Origin of the sequence: Aeromicrobium sp. CF4.19, from assembly GCF_051262555.1 — a bacterium.
GTDB lineage: Bacteria > Actinomycetota > Actinomycetes > Propionibacteriales > Nocardioidaceae > Aeromicrobium.
Genome location: NZ_JBIMEU010000005.1, coordinates 82,462 through 102,131, shown reverse-complemented (window position 1 = coordinate 102,131; position 19,670 = coordinate 82,462). Strand labels below are relative to the sequence as shown.

General features: G+C 71.3%; 18 protein-coding genes. 14 read left to right on the top strand and 4 right to left on the bottom strand.

Annotated features, from left to right (window positions below):
- The first annotated feature begins 37 nt into the window (after positions 1-37).
- Both ACHAAC_RS12210 and ACHAAC_RS12205 read left to right on the top strand, forming a co-directional pair.
- Positions 38-1,471 carry an LCP family protein gene (locus tag ACHAAC_RS12210; protein WP_435716514.1) on the top strand — a complete coding sequence of 478 codons (1,434 nt, stop codon included), beginning with the start codon at positions 38-40 and terminating at the stop codon, positions 1,469-1,471.
- 78 nt (positions 1,472-1,549) lie between these two features.
- The gene (locus ACHAAC_RS12205; RefSeq protein WP_435716513.1) at positions 1,550-3,013 is read left to right on the top strand and encodes an LCP family protein; all 1,464 of its coding nucleotides are present in this window, start codon (positions 1,550-1,552) and stop codon (positions 3,011-3,013) included.
- Positions 3,014-3,037: 24 nt separating this feature from the next.
- Here the strand turns inward: ACHAAC_RS12205 and ACHAAC_RS12200 are convergent, their stop codons facing one another.
- From ACHAAC_RS12200 to ACHAAC_RS12190, 3 genes are all read right to left on the bottom strand, one after another.
- Positions 3,038-3,760, bottom strand: a complete 723-nt coding sequence (locus ACHAAC_RS12200) for an ABC transporter ATP-binding protein (RefSeq protein ID WP_435716512.1) — start codon at positions 3,758-3,760, stop codon at positions 3,038-3,040.
- A gap of 118 nt (positions 3,761-3,878) precedes the next feature.
- Positions 3,879-4,736 carry an ABC transporter permease gene (locus tag ACHAAC_RS12195; protein ID WP_435716511.1) on the bottom strand — a complete coding sequence of 286 codons (858 nt, stop codon included), beginning with the start codon at positions 4,734-4,736 and terminating at the stop codon, positions 3,879-3,881.
- Positions 4,737-4,801: 65 nt separating this feature from the next.
- Positions 4,802-5,470: a TIGR03089 family protein gene (locus ACHAAC_RS12190; protein WP_435716510.1), complete on the bottom strand. Its 669-nt coding sequence runs from the start codon at positions 5,468-5,470 to the stop codon at positions 4,802-4,804.
- A 127-nt stretch (positions 5,471-5,597) separates the two neighbouring features.
- Here ACHAAC_RS12190 and ACHAAC_RS12185 point away from each other — a divergent pair, with 127 nt between their 5' ends.
- From ACHAAC_RS12185 to ACHAAC_RS12175, 3 genes are all read left to right on the top strand, one after another.
- Positions 5,598-5,852, top strand: coding sequence for a WhiB family transcriptional regulator (locus tag ACHAAC_RS12185; RefSeq protein ID WP_375002813.1), 255 nt, complete (start codon positions 5,598-5,600; stop codon positions 5,850-5,852).
- A gap of 211 nt (positions 5,853-6,063) precedes the next feature.
- The gene (locus ACHAAC_RS12180) at positions 6,064-8,871 is read left to right on the top strand and encodes a glycosyltransferase (RefSeq protein WP_435716509.1); all 2,808 of its coding nucleotides are present in this window, start codon (positions 6,064-6,066) and stop codon (positions 8,869-8,871) included.
- Positions 8,868-10,199, top strand: a complete 1,332-nt coding sequence (locus tag ACHAAC_RS12175) for a DUF5719 family protein (protein ID WP_435716508.1) — start codon at positions 8,868-8,870, stop codon at positions 10,197-10,199. Before ACHAAC_RS12180 ends, ACHAAC_RS12175 begins: the two co-directional genes overlap by 4 nt.
- A gap of 10 nt (positions 10,200-10,209) precedes the next feature.
- On the opposite strand, the gene ACHAAC_RS12170 is transcribed toward ACHAAC_RS12175, so the two are convergent.
- A complete protein-coding gene (locus tag ACHAAC_RS12170; protein WP_435716507.1) occupies positions 10,210-10,665 on the bottom strand; it encodes a metallopeptidase family protein in 456 nt (151 codons plus the stop codon).
- 49 nt (positions 10,666-10,714) lie between these two features.
- Between ACHAAC_RS12170 and ACHAAC_RS12165 the strand changes: the two genes are divergently transcribed.
- From ACHAAC_RS12165 to hpf, 9 genes are all read left to right on the top strand, one after another.
- Positions 10,715-11,059 carry a DUF3499 domain-containing protein gene (locus tag ACHAAC_RS12165; protein WP_435716506.1) on the top strand — a complete coding sequence of 115 codons (345 nt, stop codon included), beginning with the start codon at positions 10,715-10,717 and terminating at the stop codon, positions 11,057-11,059.
- Positions 11,059-12,423 (top strand): phosphomannomutase/phosphoglucomutase, encoded by a 1,365-nt coding sequence (locus ACHAAC_RS12160; protein ID WP_435716505.1) that lies wholly within the window; start codon positions 11,059-11,061, stop codon positions 12,421-12,423. The genes ACHAAC_RS12165 and ACHAAC_RS12160 overlap by 1 nt, the downstream gene beginning before the upstream one ends.
- Positions 12,424-12,459: 36 nt before the next feature.
- Positions 12,460-12,627 carry a Trm112 family protein gene (locus tag ACHAAC_RS12155; RefSeq protein WP_435716504.1) on the top strand — a complete coding sequence of 56 codons (168 nt, stop codon included), beginning with the start codon at positions 12,460-12,462 and terminating at the stop codon, positions 12,625-12,627.
- Positions 12,628-12,674: 47 nt separating this feature from the next.
- Positions 12,675-14,132 (top strand): adenosylhomocysteinase, encoded by a 1,458-nt coding sequence (gene ahcY, locus ACHAAC_RS12150; protein WP_435716503.1) that lies wholly within the window; start codon positions 12,675-12,677, stop codon positions 14,130-14,132.
- 30 nt (positions 14,133-14,162) lie between these two features.
- Positions 14,163-14,858 carry an MtrAB system response regulator MtrA gene (gene mtrA / locus ACHAAC_RS12145; protein WP_435716502.1) on the top strand — a complete coding sequence of 232 codons (696 nt, stop codon included), beginning with the start codon at positions 14,163-14,165 and terminating at the stop codon, positions 14,856-14,858.
- Positions 14,859-14,865: 7 nt separating this feature from the next.
- Positions 14,866-16,410: an MtrAB system histidine kinase MtrB gene (gene mtrB / locus ACHAAC_RS12140; protein WP_435716501.1), complete on the top strand. Its 1,545-nt coding sequence runs from the start codon at positions 14,866-14,868 to the stop codon at positions 16,408-16,410.
- The gene (locus ACHAAC_RS12135) at positions 16,407-18,098 is read left to right on the top strand and encodes a GerMN domain-containing protein (protein ID WP_435716500.1); all 1,692 of its coding nucleotides are present in this window, start codon (positions 16,407-16,409) and stop codon (positions 18,096-18,098) included. The genes mtrB and ACHAAC_RS12135 overlap by 4 nt, the downstream gene beginning before the upstream one ends.
- 74 nt (positions 18,099-18,172) lie before the next feature.
- Positions 18,173-18,841 carry a ComF family protein gene (locus ACHAAC_RS12130; protein ID WP_435716499.1) on the top strand — a complete coding sequence of 223 codons (669 nt, stop codon included), beginning with the start codon at positions 18,173-18,175 and terminating at the stop codon, positions 18,839-18,841.
- Between the two features lie 110 nt (positions 18,842-18,951).
- Positions 18,952-19,578 (top strand): ribosome hibernation-promoting factor, HPF/YfiA family, encoded by a 627-nt coding sequence (gene hpf, locus ACHAAC_RS12125; protein ID WP_435716498.1) that lies wholly within the window; start codon positions 18,952-18,954, stop codon positions 19,576-19,578.
- The last annotated feature ends 92 nt before the right edge of the window (positions 19,579-19,670 follow it).

Here is a 19,670-nt window from a genome sequence, read left to right as displayed (position 1 = left end):
CGCGTTCCTACGGTGGTTCCTGTGAGGACGTGACGGCATGAGCGACGCCCGGGCCGAGGCCGGCCCCAGCCCCACCCAGGTGGCGTCAGACCGCATCCAGTTCCGGCGGGCGCTGACGTTGACGTTCATGACGCTGGTCATGCCCGGGTCGGCCCAGCTCGTCATGGGCAACCGTCGCGTCGGCCGCATCGCCCTGCGCGTCTGGCTCGGCGTCATCGTCGCCGTCGTGCTGGTCGCCCTGCTCGCCCTCACCTCGCGCTCAGGCGTCTTCGCCCTGTTCACCAACCCCCGTCTGCTGTTCATCGGCAGGTGGTTCCTGATCCTGGGCGCCATCGCCTGGGTGGTCCTGCTGCTCGATGCATGGCGCCTGGGACGACCCCTCAAGCTGCGCCGCGGGCACCGGCTGTGGATGACCGGGGTCAACGCGGCCCTGTGCTTCGGCACGGCGGGCGTGATGTTCTTCGCCGCGCACCTCGTGAGCGTCCAGAACGGCCTCATCGGCACGGTCTTCGCCTCGGAGGCCTCGTCCGATCCCACGGACGGTCGGTACAACGTCCTGCTGCTCGGCACCGACTCCGGCGACGGCCGTGATGGCATGCGGCCGGACTCCCTGCAGGTCGCCTCGATCGACCGCGACACCGGTAGAACCGTCCTGGTCGGTCTGCCACGCAACCTGCAGGACGTGCCGTTCCCCGAGGACTCCGTGATGCGCGAGGAGTTCCCCGACGGGTTCGACTGCGACGGCTGCTACCTGAACGCGGTCAACACCTGGGCCAACGACAACGCCGAGCTCTTCGACGAGGACGAGCCGGGCATCGAGGCGACGATGGGTGCCGTGGAGGAGATCACAGGACTGCAGCTCAACTACTACGCCCTGGTCAACATGGAAGGGTTCAGCACGCTCATCGACGCCGTCGGCGGCGTGGACGTGAACGTCCGGGAGCGCACGGCCATGGACGGCATCGGCGCGCCCATCTCCGGCTACATCGAGGCGGGGGAGCAGCGTCTCGACGGGACGCAGGCCCTGTGGTTCGCCCGCAGTCGCGTCGAGAACGACGACTTCACGCGGATGGGCAGGCAGAAGTGCCTGATGAGCGCGATGCTCGAGCAGCTCGATCCCAAGACGGTGCTGATGAACGTGCAGAAGATCGCGGACTCCGGCAAGGCACTGCTGACGACCGACGTGCCCGCCAGCGACCTGAACGTCTTCATGGACCTGGCCCTGAAGGCCCGGGCCCAGAAGATCTCCAGCGTCTCCCTCACCCCGCCGGTCATCTACACGGGGAACCCTGACTACCCCAAGGTCCGCCGTCTCGTGGCGGAGGCCGTCCAGAAGGCCGAGGGCAAGGCACCGAAGCCCTACGGTCTGGAGCGGGCGAGCCTGAGCCAGGTGAAGCAGGTTGATCCCACGGCTCCGGCGAAGGACCCCAACGAGGCCAACCAGAGCAGCGACGTCGCTGCCGCGTGCTGAGCCACCCGGGGACGAAGGAGAGCAGTTGTGATGGTCGGACATAATGGGCCATCGCCGATCCCCCGTCCCAGGAAGCCGATGACCCGACGTAGAGCACGTCTGCTCAGCCGCGGCAGCGAGGCCGACATCCTCTCGCCACGGTTGCGCTTTCGTCGCGCCCTCGCGCTCGTCCTCATGTCGGCCGTCGCACCCGGGTCCGCCCAGGTCGCCGTGGGTCGTCGCTGGCTCGGCTGGGTGGGGCTTGCCGCATGGGTCGTCGTCCTCGCCGGGCTGGGTGTCGTCGCCTGGCGCTACCACGACGACCGCGCCGGCCTGATCGGCCTGGCCACCGACTCGACGGCACTGATGGGGGCCCGGATCGGGCTCGTGGGCTTCGCCCTGGTGTGGCTCGCCTACCTGGGCGACGCGCTGCGGCTCGCGCGGCCGTTCTCCCTCCCGGCCTGGCGGGCCGGTGTCGTCCTCGTGGTCAACGCAGCCCTGCTGCTGGGGGTGGCAGGGACGGCCGCGTACGCCTCCCAGGTCGCAGGGGTGCAGCGTGAGGTGGTCAACGACGTCTTCGACGAGGTCGAGGTCGAGCAGCCGCTGGAGGGGCGGTACAACATCCTGCTGATCGGCTCGGACTCCGGGGACGACCGCGACGGGGTCAGGCCGGACTCCTTGACCGTCGTGAGCATCGACGCCGAGGACGGCGAGCCGGTCCTGGTCTCGCTGCCGCGGAACCTGCAGAACGTGCCGTTCGACGAGGACTCGCCGCTGCGGGACCTCTACCCGTACGGCTACAACTGCGGCGGTGAGTGCCTCATCAACGCCGTGCACACCCTCGGCAGGGAGAACGCCGACCTCTACCCCGACGCGGAGGATCCCGGGCTCGAGGCGACGATCGACGCCGTCGAGGGCGCCACGGACCTGCAGATCAGCTACCACGTCATGGTCAACCTCAAGGGCTTCGAGGACATGGTGGACGCGGTCGGCGGCGTCGAGATCGACGTGCCGACGCGGCTGGCGAAGTTCGGGCTCGAGGACTCCTACAAGCAGGAGTACATCGAGCCGGGACGGCAGCAGCTCAACGGCACTGATGCGCTCTGGTACGCCCGCAGCCGGGTGCAATCCGACGACTTCACCCGCATGGGGCGTCAGAAGTGCCTCATGGTGGCGATGCTGGACCAGATGAGCCCGAGCAAGGTCATCATGAACGCCTCGGACATCGCGCGCTCGGGGCAGACGCTGCTGTCCACCAACATCCCCGCCGCGGAGCTGGGTCCCTTCGGCGACCTCGCACTGAAGTCGCGCGACCACTCGATCGCGACCGTCTCGCTGGTCCCGCCGGAGGTGAACGTCGCCATGCCGGACTACGAGGAGATCCACACGATGATCGACGAGGCCATCGAGGGCGAGGACGAGACGACACCCTCACCGTCTCCCTCGGCGACGACGCCGGAACCCGAGCCGACGCAGGACGTGCCCGGCCAGGACACGTCGACGGAGGAGAACGAGCGCCAGGCAGCGGCCAACAACGTCGCGGACGTCAAGGCGACGTGCTGAGAGGTTCGGCCGAGCCTCACCCGGTCACCGGGACTTCTCGTACTCGGTGATGACCTTGTCGGGCAGACCGTCCATCCGCAGCTCGCCACGATCGATCCACAGGACCCGGCTGCAGGTCTCCCGGATGGAGCGCATGGAGTGGCTCACGAGGAACACGGTGCCGGCGTCGTCGCGGATCTGCCGGATCTTGGCCTCGCTGCGCTCGCGGAAGCGCTGGTCGCCGACGGCCAGGGCCTCGTCGATGATCAGGATGTCGTGGTCGCGGGCCGTGGCGATCGCGAACTTCAGCCGTGCGGTCATGCCGGAGGAGTACGTGCGCATCGGCATGTCGATGAACTCCCCGAGGCCGGAGAAGGTCACGATCTCGTCGTACTTCTGCTCGACCTCCCGCCTGGTCAGACCCAGTGCGAGGCAGCCGAGCACGACGTTGCGCCCACCGGAGAGATCCTTGATGAGGGCGGCTCCGACCCCGAGCATGCTGGGCCGGGAGGTGGCGAGGATCGTGCCGTGGGAGGTCGGCGTCAGCCCGACGACGGCCCGCATGAGCGTGGACTTGCCTGAGCCGTTGGCGCCGATGACACCGATCGAGTCGTTCGCGTAGGCGGTGAACGTGACCCCGCGCAGTGCGTGGACGCTTCGTGTCGATCGCGATCCGCGGTGCAGGAGCCGACGCCCGGCGTCCTCGCCGGTGGGTCGCTTGCCGGTGGCGAGCACCCGGTACTCCACGTGCACGTCCTCGACGACCACGGCGGGGGTGCGGGGCCCTGGGCCGCGTTCAGCACAGCCGGGGGTGCGGGGCCCTGGGCCGCGTTCAGCACGGCCGGGGGTGCGGGGCCCTGGGCCGGGCGCGCCCCCGGGAGAGGAGTCAGTCCGTCCGGCCATAGCGCTCCTCCGCAGCCCAGAAGAACAGCACGCCGGCGATCAGCATCGCGATCGACCACGCGCTCGCGTAGGCCCAGTAGTGCCCCGGCATGGCGTAGTCCGGTCCCTCGAGCAGGATCGATCGAGCCAGCGTGAGGAACTCGTGGATGGGTTGCAGGTCGGCCGCCGCTGCCAGCCACCCGCTGTCGGCGAGGCGCTTCTCGATGCTGAAGAAGACGCCGGAGGAGTAGAAGAACAAGCGGGAGACGAACGGCAGCAGATGGGTCAGGTCGCGCAGGTGGACCGTCAGCCGCGCCGTGATGAGCGTGAGCCCGGTGTTGAAGACGGTGAAGAGCAGCACGAGCGGCACCAGGAGCAGCCACTGCGGCCGCGGGGGGTGCCCGTGCAGCACGGCGACGCCACCCATCATCGCCACCATCGGCAGGAACTGCAGGAGGCGTTCAGCCACGAGGGCGAGCGGGAGCGTCATCCGAGGGAAGCTCAGGCTCTGCACCAGCGCCGTGTTCGCGGTGATCGACTTCGCGCCCGTCGTCAGGCAGGTCGAGAAGTACTCGAACATGAAGACCCCGATGACCAGGAAGGCGATGAAGTCCGTCACGTCCCGGCTGGTCTGCAGCAGGAAGCCGAAGACGAGACCGTACACACCGGCGTTCATCAGGGGACGCAGCACCACCCACGCCAGGCCGAGCCGGTTGCGCCCGTTCTCGGCCTCGAGCCGGAACCGGGCGAGCGAGAAGGCGAAGTCGCGACGCCGCCACACCTGCAGCAGGTACGGACCCAGGGCAGGCCGGCCGCCCACGGGGGTGAGATCGCTGCGGACGACGTCGTCCGTGACACTCATCGCTGGCCCTCTCGTCCCGGGGCCTCGGCTCGTGGCCGAGGCGCAGGTGAGTGTAGGGGCCGCAGTTAACGAATCAGGGCGCGTTCCTGAACGGCAACTTGCTCCAGGATGGCCGGTGTCCCCGAGCGGACCAGGACGAGCGAGCCCCCGCCGAGCAGCAGGTCCACGAGCAGGCGGGCGTCGTGGGCCACCGATCCTGGCTCCACGAGCACGCGTTCGGCCGTGGGCGTGGCACCGGCGAGCAGGTCGGCGTGAGTGCCCCGCAGCCCGTCGACGTCCATCGCTGCCGTGTCCGGGGTCGGCGGGTCGAGGGCGACGAAGTCGTCCCCCTGGCCGGGGACCTCGACCCCGAGGTCGAGGAAGCCGGGCGGCGGCTCGGAGAACCGGGCGCCGAGCGGACGCAGCGAAGCGGCGACGCGATGCTGCTCCTGTGCCTGCAGCTCCGGCCCGCTGACCCCGATGTCGGCGTCGGCGTCGACCACCGTCGCCCCGACGGTCCACGCCGAGAGCAGCCAGACGTGGCGCAACCAGTGCGAGGGCAGACCCAGTCGCACACGCGTGCCGGGCTCGGCGTCGAGCTCGTCGACCAGCAGGTTGGCCGTCTTGGCGACCCAGTTCGCGGTGGTCACGGCACTCAGCTCGACCCGCTCACCCGTGGCTCGGTCGTCGAGGGTGAGCAGGGGGCGGGCGGGGTCGCTGACGCCCGACAGCAGGGCGGCGAGGGTGGTGGGCATGACACCATCGTGGCAGCCGGCACCATGCTCCTCCGACGGCCCGTGGCGAGCACGACACGCCGAAGGATCCGGACATTGTGGCAATTCGGCTTGACGTGTGGCAGTGAACAGGCGTGTAATTACCTCCATGTCATTCGATCTGGGTTGGCCACTCGAGCAGGACGAAGAGCTCATGTGGCAGGAGCGTGCGCTGTGCGCCCAGACGGACCCTGAGGCCTTCTTCCCGGAAAAGGGCGGTTCGACCCGCGAGGCCAAGCGAGTCTGCCTGACGTGCGACGTGCGTGGGGAGTGCTTGGAGTACGCCCTCGCGCACGATGAGCGGTTCGGCATCTGGGGCGGTCTCTCCGAGCGCGAGAGGCGCAAGCTCAAGAAGCGCGCCTGACGCCCCCGGGAGGCGTTTCGGCCCTCGTCCACCAGGGCACGTCCCCCAAGCCCCCGCGCCGCCCGGACGTCCCCGCATCCTGGCTGGCTGCGTTGTCGGCCCTCGCGAGACAACACCGGTATGGCTTCGGCCCTCCGCCTTGTCAGCCAGGCGCGGATGCCGCCCGGATCGACTGCGCGGACTTGGGGGACGTGCCCTAGGCTCGACCCTCATGGATGACGTGGAGGAGACGAGCCCTTGGCGGAGCTCTCCACCCACTGTCGGTGCCGTGCTCGTCGCCCACGACGGTGCGACGTGGCTGCCCAAGGTGCTGGAGTCCTTCTCCCGGCTGGAGCACGCGCCCACGGCCTGGCGTGTCGTCGACGTCGCCTCGACCGATGACGGTGCTGAGCAGCTGCGCCGGTCCTTCGGAGCCGAACGGATCCGTTACGCCCCCTCGGGCACCGGTTTCGGGGCCGCGGCCGCACTCGGTGTCGAGGCGCTGCCAGCCACCGACTGGATCTGGTTGCTCCACGACGACGCCGCGGTCGTGCCCCAGTCGCTCGCCGGCCTCCTCGACGTCGCCACCTCCGCTGACGACATCGCCGTGGTGGGCCCCAAGATCCGCGAGTGGCCGTCGCTGCGCCGTCTCCTGGAGGTGGGTCTGACGATCACCAGCACCGGGGGTCGTGAGACCGGCCTGGAGACCGGTGAGCCCGACGCGGGCCAGCACGACTGGGCCCGCGACGTGCTGGCCGTGAACACCGCCGGCATGCTGGTGCGTCGTGACGTCTGGGACGAGCTCGGTGGCCTCGATCCGGCCCTCCCGCTGCACTTCGACGACATCGACTTCGGCTGGCGTGTCGCGCGGGCCGGCTACCGCACCCGCACCGCGCCCGGGTCGATCATCTTCCACGCGGAGGCGAGCCGACGCCGCACCCGCCGTCGTGCCGCAGGCGATCCGCCGGTGTGGGAGGCCCGTCGGGCCGCCCTGCGCACCGTGCTGGTCAACACGTCCGGGCCTCGCTTCGCCTGGACGTACGTCCGGTTGTTCGTGGGGAGCATGCTGCGGGTGCTGGGGTTCCTGGTGTCCAAGGACCCCGAGGCGGCGGGTGACGAGCTCCTGGCGCTGCGTGCGGTCTACGCGCACCCGCTCGACCTGCGGGCGGCACGCCGGGCCCGGGCTGTCGTCGCCCGCCGCTCGCACCGCGAGGTCAAGCACCTGCTCGCCCCGTTCTGGCTGCCGTACCGGCACGGCGTCGACGCGCTGCGCGACATCGTCACGCACCTCGTGCGGCCCGAGGTCATCGAGACGTCCGGGCGACGTTCCGTGCTCGGCGAGGGTGGCTCGGACGAGACTGACGACCTCGAGGACGAGCCGCCCCTGTGGCGACGTCGGCCCTGGCTCGTCGCCGTCCTCGCCCTCGTGCTCGGCTCGCTGATCGCGGGGCGTGACCTGTGGACCGGCCCGGGGCAGAGCGTCCTGCTGGGTGGGGCGCTCCCGCCGACCCCCGCCGACGCCGGCGACTGGTGGGCCCTGCTCCTGACCGGTGAGCACGACGTCGGCCTCGGGAGCACCTCGTTCGGACCGATCTTCGCCGGCCTCCTCGCGGCCGTGGCCACCCCGCTGTGGTTCGCCCCCGGCATCGTGGTGAGTCTCCTCATGCTGCTCGCCGTGCCCCTGGCCGGCCTGACGGCGCATCGGCTCGGGCGCGTCATCAGCCCGCACCGGGGGATGCGCATCACCTGGGCGGTCACCTACGCACTCATGGTCGCCGCGCTGGGGGCGGTGGCCCAAGGCCGGATCGGCACGGTCGTCGCGCTCGTCGTCCTGCCGGTCGTGGCCAACACCGCCCTGCAGCTGGTGCAGCGGCCGGGGTGGCAGCTCGGCCTGCGGCTCGGCATCTGGATCGCGGTCGGCGCGGCGTTCGCCCCGGTGCTGCTGCCGATGTGTCTCGTGGGGCTGGTGCTGCTCTGCGTCCTCGAACGCAGGCTCGCCCGCCATGCCGGCGCAGCCGCCGTGACCAGCGTCGTCCTCCTCGGTCCGTGGGTCGTCCAGCGCGCGCTGCACCCGGTGCGCACGTGGTGGGAGGCCGGCTTCCCGGTGGACGGTCAAGGAGCCGGACGTCTGGAGGCGCTGGAGCTCCTGCTCGGTCGTGCCGGCGGGCCCGGGCAGGCCCCGGCGTGGCTGGGCGCCGGCCTGCTGGTGCTCGCCGTCCTCGCCCTCGTGGCGCGCCCGACCCGCACCGCTGTCCAGGTCTGCTGGTTCGTCGCCGTCGTCGGACTGGGCTTCGCCGTCATCGGCAGCCTCGTGACCTTCTCCGTCCCGGGAGGCTCCGCCCCGGTCTCACCGTGGGTGGGCGTCCCCGTGGCCGTCTGGGTGCTGGGCCTGTCCACGGCGGTTCTCCTCGCCGCGCCGGCCGCACGCGGCCTCGGGCGTCCGTTCGTCGCGACGCTGGTGGCGCTCGCCCTGCTGCTGCCGGTCGGTTCCGGTGCGTGGTGGATGGTGCGGGGCGCCGACGACCCCTTGGACCGTGCCCGGCCCGACACCGTTCCCGCCTTCCTCTCCGAGCGCTCCGGTGACACGCTCGTCGTCACCGGCACGTTGGCCGAGGGCGTCGACGTGCGCGTCGTGCGCGGCTCCGGGCCGACACTCGGTGAGGAGGCGCTGCGTCCCGATCCCGAGCGACAGCGCAGCACCGTCGCGGCGGCAGAGGGCCTGCTCTCGAGCGGATCGGCGGCCGACGTGCGGCGCCTCGGCGCCTCGGGCATCGAGGCCATCTACGCGCCGGACGTCGATCCCGTGGTCGAGCAACGCATCGACTCCGCTCCGCTCCTCGAGCCGGCCGGCAGCGATCGCCCGGGGTCCCGGGTCTGGACGTCCTCCCTGGAGACGGAGCGGGCGACCTCCGACACCGGGCTCTGGCGCACCGCGCTCGGCGTGCTGCAGGTCCTGACGTGGCTCGGGGCCATCATCATGACGGCACCGGTCCGGCGTCGCGCGGACGCTCGCGCTGCCCGTGAGGACGTGCCCGCATGAGGCGCGCAGCCGTCGCGGTGCTGCCGGTCGTCGCACTGCTCCTGGTCGCCCTGGCGGCAGTGTTCCCGGCCACCGTCGACGAGCCGAGGGCCGCCCGCGAGGTGGAGGTCGAGCAGTCTCGCTACGCCTGCCCAGCGGGTGACGGTCGCACGATCGCCGCCACCCAGGTCGAGCCGGGCCGCGAGGCGGAGGCCCTCACGGTGCCCGACGGAGATCCGGTCGAGGACCTGCGGGACCCGGCCCGGTACCGCACGGCGCAGGTCGGCGCACCCGACCTCCTCGTCCGCCAGGACGGCGCCGGCACGGGAGGTGTCGGCTTCGCTGCCGGCACCGAGGGCGGAGAGCTGGCCCTGGCTGCCTGCCCCTCGGTCGTCGACGAGGCCTGGTTCACCGGACTCGGCTCCACAACGGACCACAGCTCCACCCTCGTGCTCACCAACCTGGCCGACGCGCCGGCCGTCGCCGACCTCACCCTGTGGAGCCCTGACGGGCCGGTCGACGCGGTGGACGCGGAGGGCGTCGTGGTCGAGCCCTTCCAGACCCGCCGGGTGTCGGTCGCCGACCTCGCTGCGGGCGAGGACGACCTCAGCGTGCACCTGGAGCGTCGCCGCGGAGCGTTGTCGGCGGTCGCCGTCGACTCGTCCCCCGACGGCGGCGACCTCGTGCCCACTGCCGCGGCACCCGCCAGCAGCCTGGTCATCGGTGGTCTACCGGCCACGAGCGCCGACCGCATCCTGCGCCTGGTGAACCCCACGGGCACGACCGCGCGCGTCGACGTCCGGGTGCTCGGTGAGGACGGGACGTTCGTGCCCGAGGAGCTCTCGGAGGTCGAGGTGGGGGCCGGACGGACGCGCACCGTCGAGCTCCCGGCGGCCCTCGCGGAGTCCGCGAGCTCGCTGGTGCTCGACGCGAACACCCGGATCACCGGGGCCGTGCAGACCGTCGGTCAGGACACCGCCGTCACCCCGGCGGCGCAGCCCTGGACGGGCACGGCGGTCGTCCCGCTGGAGCTCGGAGGGCCTGCCCTCGGGTCGATCGTCCTCAGTGCCCCGGGGGCCGACGGCAGGGTGAGCGTCGCCGCCGTCGACGAGGAGGGACAGGAGCTGGACTCCGCTCGTGTCGAGGTCGCCGGTGGCGGGAGCGTCGAGGTCGATGCCGACGAGCTGCTGGACGCGGGGGACGCCGTGGCCCTCCTGCTCCGCTCCGAGGGCGACGTGCTCGGCTCGGCGGGCTACGCCCAGGGACGCGGCCTGGCGTCCCTGCCGCTCACCGCTGCGCCGGTCACCGCCGAGGGCCCCGCCGTCCGCTGGGGCGCGCCGAGCCGCTGAGACCGGCCTCTCAGCGTCGGGGGTCGATGTCGTCGGGGGAGACGTCCCAGGCCTGGGCGAGGTGCTGCAGGAGCACCGCCCAGACGAGGTCCTCGAGGTCCTCGGGCGTTCCACAGCGCTGGGTCATCGGGAGCCGGTACAGCAGCACCCGGCTGCCGGCCCCCGACCGCACGAGGGCGCCATGCGGGATCGGCTGGTCCCAGGACTCCGGCAGCAGGGGCACGTCCTCGACCACGACGTCGACCGCCTCGGGCTCGGCAGCGAAGTGCTTGTCCAGGGCCGCGAGGATGCTCGCGACCAAGAGGTCGAAGCGCTCCCGCGGGGTGCGGTGCACCGGGACGCTCGACGCCGACAGCGGGCCGGGCAGGGCGATCGGCCCTCGGTGGCCGCGTCCACGCCGGGAGCGCATCCGACCGGGCCGGGGGCCGCTGACGGCGCCGCCGAGGTGCCCCATCCTGTCCTTCACACGGTGAGCCTAACGAGGCCGTGCCGGGGCCGGGGATACGCTCGCCGACGTGGGTGCGATCAGACGATGCACGCGGTCCGCGTGCTCCCAGCCGGCGGTGGCCACGCTGACCTATGTCTACGCGGACCAGACCGCCGTGCTCGGCCCGCTGGCGACCGCTGCCGAGCCGCACACCTACGACCTGTGCGCCGAGCACTCCCAGCGGTTGTCCGCGCCGCGCGGGTGGGACGTCCTGAGGCTGGCTCCCGACCCCACCACGATCGAGCCGAGCCACGACGACTTGCTGGCCCTGGCCGACGCCGTGCGCGAGGCCGGCCGGCCTCGTCGCGCCGACCCGCAGCCCCCCGGGCCTGCCCTGCACCTGGTGCGCGACCCGAGCCCCGAGGACCGCTGATGCATCCCCGCCTCCGCGAGATCGTCAAGGCGTACGACGTCCGGGGGCGCTCGCCGGAGCAGCTGGACGCCGGCGTCGCCAGGGCGCTCGGCTCGGCGTTCGCCGAGGAGACCGGCATCAGCGACGGCCGCGGCAGGGCGGTCGTCGGACGTGACATGCGCGCGTCGTCGCCGGCCATCGCCGCCGCCGTCGCCGACGGCATCCGGTCACGGGGTGCCGGGGTCGTCGACGTGGGTCTCGCGTCCACCGACCTGCTCTACTGCGCCTCCGGCGTGCTGGACCTGCCCGGCGTGATGGTCACGGCGAGCCACAACCCGGCCGGCGACAACGGGCTCAAGCTCTGCCGTGCGGCGGCGCGTCCCATCGGCCTGCAGTCCGGCCTCGCAGCCATCGCGGAGCTCGCCGGTCCGATGCTGGCCGATCCGTCCGCCGAGGTCGCAGCCGATGCGAAGGGCACCCTGGAGGAGCTGGACTTCCTGCAGACCTATGCCGACACGCTGCTGCGGCTGGCCCCCGTGTCGGGGCGACGGCTCAAGGTCGCCGTCGACGCCGGCAACGGGATGGCCGGACACACCGTGCCGGCCGTCTTCGCCCATCTGGACGTCGAGCTGGTCCCGCTCTACCTCGAGCTCGACGGCACGTTCCCGAACCACGAGGCCAACCCGCTCGACGCGAGCACCCTCGTCGACCTCCAGTCGACCGTCCGCGAGCACGGCTGCGACCTCGGACTGGCCTTCGACGGAGACGCCGACCGCTGCTTCGTCGTCGACGAGACCGGGGCCGTCGTCGCACCGTCGGCGATCACGGCGCTCGTGGCGACGCGTCACCTGCAGCACGAGCCCGGCGCCACGATCCTGCACAACGTCATCTGCTCACGGGCCGTGGCGGAGATCGTCACCGAGCACGGTGGCAGCGCCGTCCGCACGCCCGTCGGCCACTCCCTCATCAAGGCCGAGATGGCGCGCACCGGCGCCGTCTTCGGCGGGGAGCACTCCGGCCACTTCTACTTCCGCGAGTTCTACCTCGCGGACTCCGGGATGCTGGCGGCGCTGCACGTGCTCGGCGCCCTCGGGGAGTCCGACGGGACGCTGAGCGACCTGATGGGGGCGTTCACGCGCTACGTCGCGTCGGGCGAGATCAACAGCCGGGTCGTGGACACCGACGCCGTGATCGAGCAGCTCTGCCGCCGCTACGCCGACGAGCGGCAGGACCGGATGGACGGCCTCACGGTGGAGGCCGACCACTGGTGGTTCAACGTGCGAGCCTCCAACACCGAGCCCTTGCTGCGGCTGAACGTCGAGGGTGACGACGAGGCCACCATGGCCCGCGTGCGTGACGAGGTCCTCGCGCTCGTCCGCGCCTGACGTCGATCCGTCGCGCCGACGTCATAGGCTTGGCCCATGAACCTCGACCCCGCGCTCCTGGAGATCCTCGTGTGCCCCCAGTGCCGGGCCACGTTGCACGTGGACCAGGACGCGGACGAGCTCGTCTGCAGTGCCTGCCGGCTGGCGTACGCGGTGCGTGACGACATCCCCGTGATGCTCGTCGACGAGGCCCGCGCCCTGTGACCCGGACACGTGCGTGAGCGCAGGACGTGGCCGTTAGGATGAGCCTCATGGATTATGACGTCAAGGACCTGTCGCTCGCCGAGTACGGCCGCAAGGAGATCGAGCTCGCGGAGCACGAGATGCCCGGGTTGGTGGCCATGCGCGAGCGCTTCGGCGCGAGCCAGCCACTGGCCGGAGCCCGGATCGCCGGCTCGTTGCACATGACCATCCAGACCGCCGTGCTGATCGAGACCCTCGTCGACCTCGGTGCCGACGTGCGCTGGGCGACGTGCAACATCTTCTCCACGCAGGACCACGCAGCTGCCGCGGTCGTCGTCGGCCGCGACGGGACGGCCGAGGACCCCAAGGGCACCCCCGTCTTCGCCTGGAAGGGCGAGACGCTCGCGGAGTACTGGGACGAGGCCGAGAAGGTCTTCGACTTCACCGACGAGAATGGTGTCGAGGGCGGCCCGAACGTACTCCTCGACGACGGCGGCGACATCACGATGCTGCTGCACCTCGGTGTCGAGTACGAGAAGACCGGCGTCGTCCCCTCCCAGGACAGCACCGACAACGAGGAGTTCAAGGAGGTGCTGCGCGTCCTCGCCCGCTCCGTCGAGGCGAAGCCGCAGCACTGGACGAACATCTCCAAGGACATCAAGGGCGTCTCGGAGGAGACCACCACCGGCGTCCTGCGTCTGTACGACCGCTTCCGCGAGGGCACGTTGCTCTTCCCGGCGATCAACGTCAACGACTCGGTCACCAAGAGCAAGTTCGACAACAAGTACGGCTGCCGCCACTCGCTCATCGACGGCCTGAACCGCGCGACCGACGTCATGATCGGTGGCAAGGTCGCCGTCGTCTGCGGCTATGGCGACGTCGGCAAGGGCTCGGCAGAGTCGCTGCGCGGTCAGGGAGCTCGCGTGATCGTCACCGAGATCGACCCGATCTGCGCCCTGCAGGCTGCCATGGACGGGTACGAGGTCAAGCGGCTCGACTCGGTCGTGGAGACCGCGGACATCTTCATCACCACCACCGGGAACTTCGACATCATCACCGTCGAGCACTTCCAGAAGATGAAGCACCAGGCCATCGTGGGCAACATCGGCCACTTCGACAACGAGATCAACATGGCGGGCCTGGCCAAGATCCCCGGCATCGTCAAGGACGAGATCAAGCCGCAGGTCCACCAGTGGATCTTCCCCTCCAACGACGGCGCGGCCGGCAAGAAGATCATCGTGTTGTCCGAGGGGCGTCTGCTCAACCTGGGCAACGCCACGGGGCACCCGTCCTTCGTGATGTCGAACTCCTTCACCAACCAGGTCCTGGCACAGATCGAGCTCTACACCAAGGCCAGTCAGTACGAGCTCGGCGTGCACATCCTGCCCAAGCACCTGGATGAAGAGGTGGCCCGCCTGCACCTCGACGCGCTCGGCGTGGAGCTGACCGAGCTCACCAAGGAGCAGGCCGCCTACCTCGGAGTCGACGTCGCCGGCCCGTACAAGTCGGAGCACTACCGGTACTGATCCGGCGGCACCCCAGATGGTAGGTAAGCGATGAGCTACCGCAGGAGCAGGCGTGACCGCGTGCTCGTGGTCGACGACGATGCCTCCTTGGCGGAGATGCTCTCGATCGTGCTGGAGGGGGAGGGGCTGACCGCGTCGGTGTGTCGCAGTGGCGACGCCGTCATGGCGGCCTTCTCCGCCTTCCGCCCGGACGTGGTCCTGCTCGACCTGATGCTTCCGGGGGTCGACGGCATGAGGGTGTGTCGCCAGATCCGGGAGGTCTCGGCGGTGCCGATCATCATGCTCACCGCCAAGGCCGACACCGACGACGTCGTCCGCGGCCTGGAGGCGGGCGCGGACGACTACGTCACCAAGCCGTTCAAGAACTCCGAGCTGGTGGCGAGGGTGCGGGCGCGCCTGCGGCGCAACGACGCGCTCGGCGACCCTCTGACCTTCGGTGACATCGTGCTCGACCCCGGCGGTCACACGGTCACCCGCGCAGGACAGACCCTGGACCTCACGCCGCTGGAGTTCGACCTGCTCGCCTGCCTGCTGGCCAGCCCGGAGCAGGTGTTCACCCGCGAGACCCTGCTGGAGCGGGTGTGGGGCTATCACCACCCCGGCGACACCAAGCTGGTCAACGTCCACATGACGCGCCTGCGCTCTAAGATCGAGGACGATGCCGACGCCCCGAGGGTGATCCGCACGGTCCGGGGTGTGGGGTACCAGGCGATCGCTCCCGGATGAGCCGACCGTGACCCGCCTGGGTCGGGTGTGGCGTCGATCGCTGCAGACCCGCGTGGTCGTCAGCACCCTGCTGCTCAGTGCCATCGTCGTCGGACTGACCGGCTGGGCCCTGCTCACCAGCGTCGCCGAGGGACTGGTGGAGCGCCGGCAGGAGGCGGTCGTGGCCGAGGCGCGGTCCGGGTTCGCCCAGGCCCAGGCCCAGCTGGACGCGGAGGTCGAGAGCGAGCCGTCGGCGCAGAGCCAGGCCCTGGCCCAGATGGTCGACACGCTCACGGAGACCGAGACCACTGCCCGCACCTACGAGCTCGTCCTGGAGGGCCCGCTCGTCGAGGACGCCGACGTGACCCCCACCCGATCGTCGATCGCGCTCGGAGAAGGCGCCATTCCGGCAGACCTGCGGGAGACGGTCCGGGGCTCGACCGGCACGTACTGGCGCTTCGCCGACCTCTCGGTGCTCGGCACGGGCCAGGAGACCCCGACGATCGTCGTGGGCAGCAGGCTGCGTTCCCCGGGCACCGGCCAGTCCTACGCGATGTACTACCTGTTCTCCCTCGCGGACCAGCAGGGCACGCTCGACCTCGTGCGCCAGTCGTTGCTGGTGGGCGGCCTCGCGATGGTGCTGCTCGTGGGCGGGGTCGCGTGGCTCGTGTCGCGCCAGGTCCTGGGGCCGGTGAGGCTGGCCCGGCGGGTGGCCGAGCGCTATGCGGCCGGGAGCCTGGAGCAGCGCATGCACGTCAGCGGCGAGGACGACATCGCCCGTCTGAGCACCTCCTTCAACCAGATGGCCGCCAGCCTGCAGAACCAGATCCGACGCCTGCAGGACCTGTCCAGGCTCCAGCAACGCTTCGTGTCGGACGTGTCTCACGAGCTGCGCACGCCGCTCACCACGGTGCAGATGGCCAGCGAGGTGCTGCACGACGCCCGGCGGCACTTCGACCCCAAGACCGCCCGAGCCGCGGAGCTGCTCAAGGGCGAGCTGGACCGCTTCGAGGAGCTGCTGTCCAACCTGCTCGACCTCAGCAGGTTCGACGCCGGAGCCGCCCAGCTCGAGCTCGAGCGCGTGGATCTCGCCGAGGTGGCACGACGATCGGTGAACGATGCAGTGCTGGCCCGGTTCGGGGTCCAGGTGCGGGTCAGAGGCGCGGACCGGCCGGTCGTGGTGGCGGCCGACGTGCGCAGGATCGATCGCATCGTGCGCAACCTGCTGGCCAACGCGGCCAAGTACAGCGGGTCGGACGTCGTGGAGGTGGAGGTCGGTCAGTCGGCCGACCGCGCCTCCCTGGTGGTCCGCGACTTCGGAGTCGGCCTGGGCGGGGACGAGAACCTGCGGGTCTTCGACCGGTTCTGGCGCGCGGATCCCGCGCGGACCCAGGGCGGCACAGGGCTGGGACTGGCCATCGCCCGCGAGGACGCCGCACTGCACGGTGGCACCCTGCGGGCCTTCGGTCGCCGGGGTGAGGGCGCGGAGTTCGTCCTCACGCTGCCCAAACGTAGCGCCGACTCCAGCGAGCCGGCTGCCGGTGAGCCGGTCGTCGAGATGGTCTTCCAGTGAGGGCCCTTCTTGCAGCCGCGGCCGCGATGCTCGTGCTCGGCGCGTGTGCGGGGATGCCGACGAGCAGTCCCGTGCAGTCCGTGGCCGAGGCCGATGACGTCGCGGGGAGCACCGCGCGCTACTCGCCGGCACCGCCGGTCCCGGGAGCGACGCCGCAGCAGGTGGTGAGCGGATTCCTCGACGCGATGCTGGCCTACCCCGTGACCCGTGCCGTCGCCGGTGAGTACCTGACGCCGGAGGCTGACGACGCCTGGCGGCCCTCGGCCCGGACGGAGATCTACTCAGAGCCCCGGATCGCGACGCCCCGTGCGCCCGGCGGCGACCGCACCGTCACGGTGGAGCGCCGCGTCGAGTCAGCGCTCGACGTGCAGGGTCGTCGCGAGGCTGTGGGGGAGGATCGCGTGACGCGGTTGCGTCTGGAGCGGATCGACGGTGAGTGGCGGATCGCGAACCCGCCCGAAGGGGTCCTGGTGACGCAGAAGTTCGCTGCGGACTACATCCGCCCCTTCGCCATCTACTTCCTCGATCCGTCGGGATCGACGGTGGTCCCCAGCCTCGTCCACCTCGTCGTCGGGGACACGCTGCCCACGTCCCTGGTGCTCAGCCTGGCCCGCGGGCCGTCGTCGGCGTCGGCGGACGTGCGGACCTCCGTGCCCGAGGCCGGCCTGGTGCGGCCGTCGGTTCCCGTCAACGCCGACGGCGTGGCCGACGTCGAGTTCGAGCGAGGTGTCGAGGACGCTGATCCCACGGTCCAGGAGCGCATCTCCGCCCAGCTGGTGTGGACCCTGCGCCAGCTCCCCGACGTGCAGGGGGTCCGGCTCGCGGGCGCGTCCGCAGTCCCGCTTCCCGGGGGAGGCGCGGTGCAGCCCGTCGACGCCTGGGACCGGTACGGGCCGGTGGAGCCTCGGGACGGCCCGTGGGCCGTCGAGGACGACCGGCTCGTGGAGCTGCGCGGTGGTGCCGTGCGCACCACCTCCGGACCGTGGGAGGACGATGCCGAGGGCGCCGACACGATCGCGATCTCGGACGGTCGTGCGGCGGCACTGCTCGGGGACTCCACCGTCCGGATCACCGATGAGTCCGGCGAGGACCCGGTCGACGTCCGGGGCGATGACGTCGTGGACGTCTCCTGGGCCTCCGGGTGGACCTTGCTGGTGGTGGATCGGCCCGCCGGTGGGTCGAGGGTCCGGGCTGTCACCGACGGCGAGGTCAGGGCGCTCGACTCCTCGGCCGTGGACGGGCTCGACCCGCAGGCGCTTCGGGTCTCCCCGGACGACGGTCGCTACGCGATGGTCGACGCCGCCGGAGGGCTGTTCGTCGGTGCGACGCGACGCGACGACGACGGGCGGATCGTCGGCCTCGGAGATCCCCGCCGGCTGGCGCCGGAGCTGACCGGTGTGCGCTCCCCGGTCTGGACCGACGGCACCAGGCTCCGCGTTCTTGCCGACACCGACGTCGGTTCACAGGTGCACAGCGTCAACATCGACGGCAGCGACCTCGCGGGTGGGGTGCGGGGCGGGTCCGCTCTCCTGCCGGACGTGGGCGCGCGGCAGCTCGCGGTGGGCAACGGCGACCGCCCCACCCTGTGGGTGGTCGACGGCGAGGACCGGCTCTGGAGCCTCGCCCCCGGCCGCGCGTGGCAGCTCGCTGACGCCGGGGAGGTCACCTCCTTGGCGCCCCGGGGCTGAGCGGCCTCGCCGGTCGTCCCCAGCCCGACTCCGAGGCACTGGCCGACCGGTCGTGGACACGGCACGGTGGGACCATGGCCCCTGCACCCGACCCAGCACGCCTGAGCTGGCGGCTGGCAGCAGCGGACCTCGTCCTGGGAGCCGTCTGCGTGGGGTGTGGAGAGCCGGCGCGAGGGGTGTGCCCCGGGTGCCGTCCGGGGTTGGAGCCGGAGCCGGAGGTCGTCCTGCACGAGCCTGTCCCGGTCGTGGCCGCGGCTTCTCACGACGGGCTCGCCCGCGACGTCGTCGTGGCATGGAAGGAGCGTTCCGTCCGGGTCCTGCTCGAGCCGCTGGCACTCCTGCTGGCGGCGAGCGTGTGCCTGGCAGCGGACCCTCGTCGGCCGGTCTGCCTCGTCCCGGTGCCGGCCACGCGACGGAGCCGTCGACGTCGAGGCGCCGACGTGGTCGCGGTCCTGGCGACGCACGCCGCACGGCGGCTGGAGGAGGTCGGCGTCGAGGTGACGACCTGCAACGCACTGCGCGTGAGCGGACGCCCCGTCGACCAGTCCGGGCTCGACGCCCGCGCTCGTCGTCTCAACGTCGCCGGGGCGTTCGCGGTGCGCAGGGCCGTACCGGTGGGGCCCCAGGTGGTCGTGGTCGACGACGTCGTCACCACGGGGGCCACCCTCGCCGAGGCGGTCGCCGTGCTGGCGAGAACAGGGCCGAGCGCCGTCGGCGCGGCGACCGTGACGGCACGGAGATGACGATCAGCGGCTCGCCCCGAAGTCGTGAGCTGCTGCTCTGGCAAGTGAACTCCGGGGGGGCTACGGTCGAAGACATGTGATCCATTCAGCATCGAGCGCAGGAGGCCCCCATGGAAATCGTCGTCAACGGCCGCAAGAGCGAGATCTCCGAGCGGTTCCGGACGCACGTCGAGGAGAAGCTCCACCGGATCGAGAAGTACGACCAGCGCCAGAAGATCCTGAGGGTCGAGGTCGAGGTCACCCATGAGCCCAACCCGCGCCAGCACGACAAGGCCGCTCGCGTCGAGATGACGGTGCGGTCCCGTGGCCCCGTCATCCGTGCCGAGGCAGCTTCCACCGACCAGCACTCGGCCCTGGACGCCGCGATCGACAAGCTCGAGTCGCGGCTGCGTCGTTCCGCCGACCGCCGCCGCATCAGCATGGGACAGCACCGACCGGCATCGCTGGCTGAGGTCACGGCGGACGTGCCGCCCGAGCTCGTCAACCCGGACCCGGAGACCGAGGACACCCTGACCCACGACGTCGCCGGCATCCGGGTGCAGGGCGACGGGCCCATCGTCGTCCGGGAGAAGACGCACGAGGCCTCCCCGATGACCCTGGAGCAGGCGCTCTACGAGATGGAGCTGGTGGGGCACGACTTCTACCTGTTCCTGGAGAAGGACTCGATGCGTCCGAGCGTCGTCTACCTGCGCAAGGGGTACGACTACGGGGTCATCCACCTCGACGTCTCGCAGTGATGCACGGCGGGCGAGCCCGGGGGCGCTGTGCCCTCGGGGGAGCTCGCCGGGCGGCTGGGGGCTGACGGGGGGCGGTCGACGCGTCTACGATG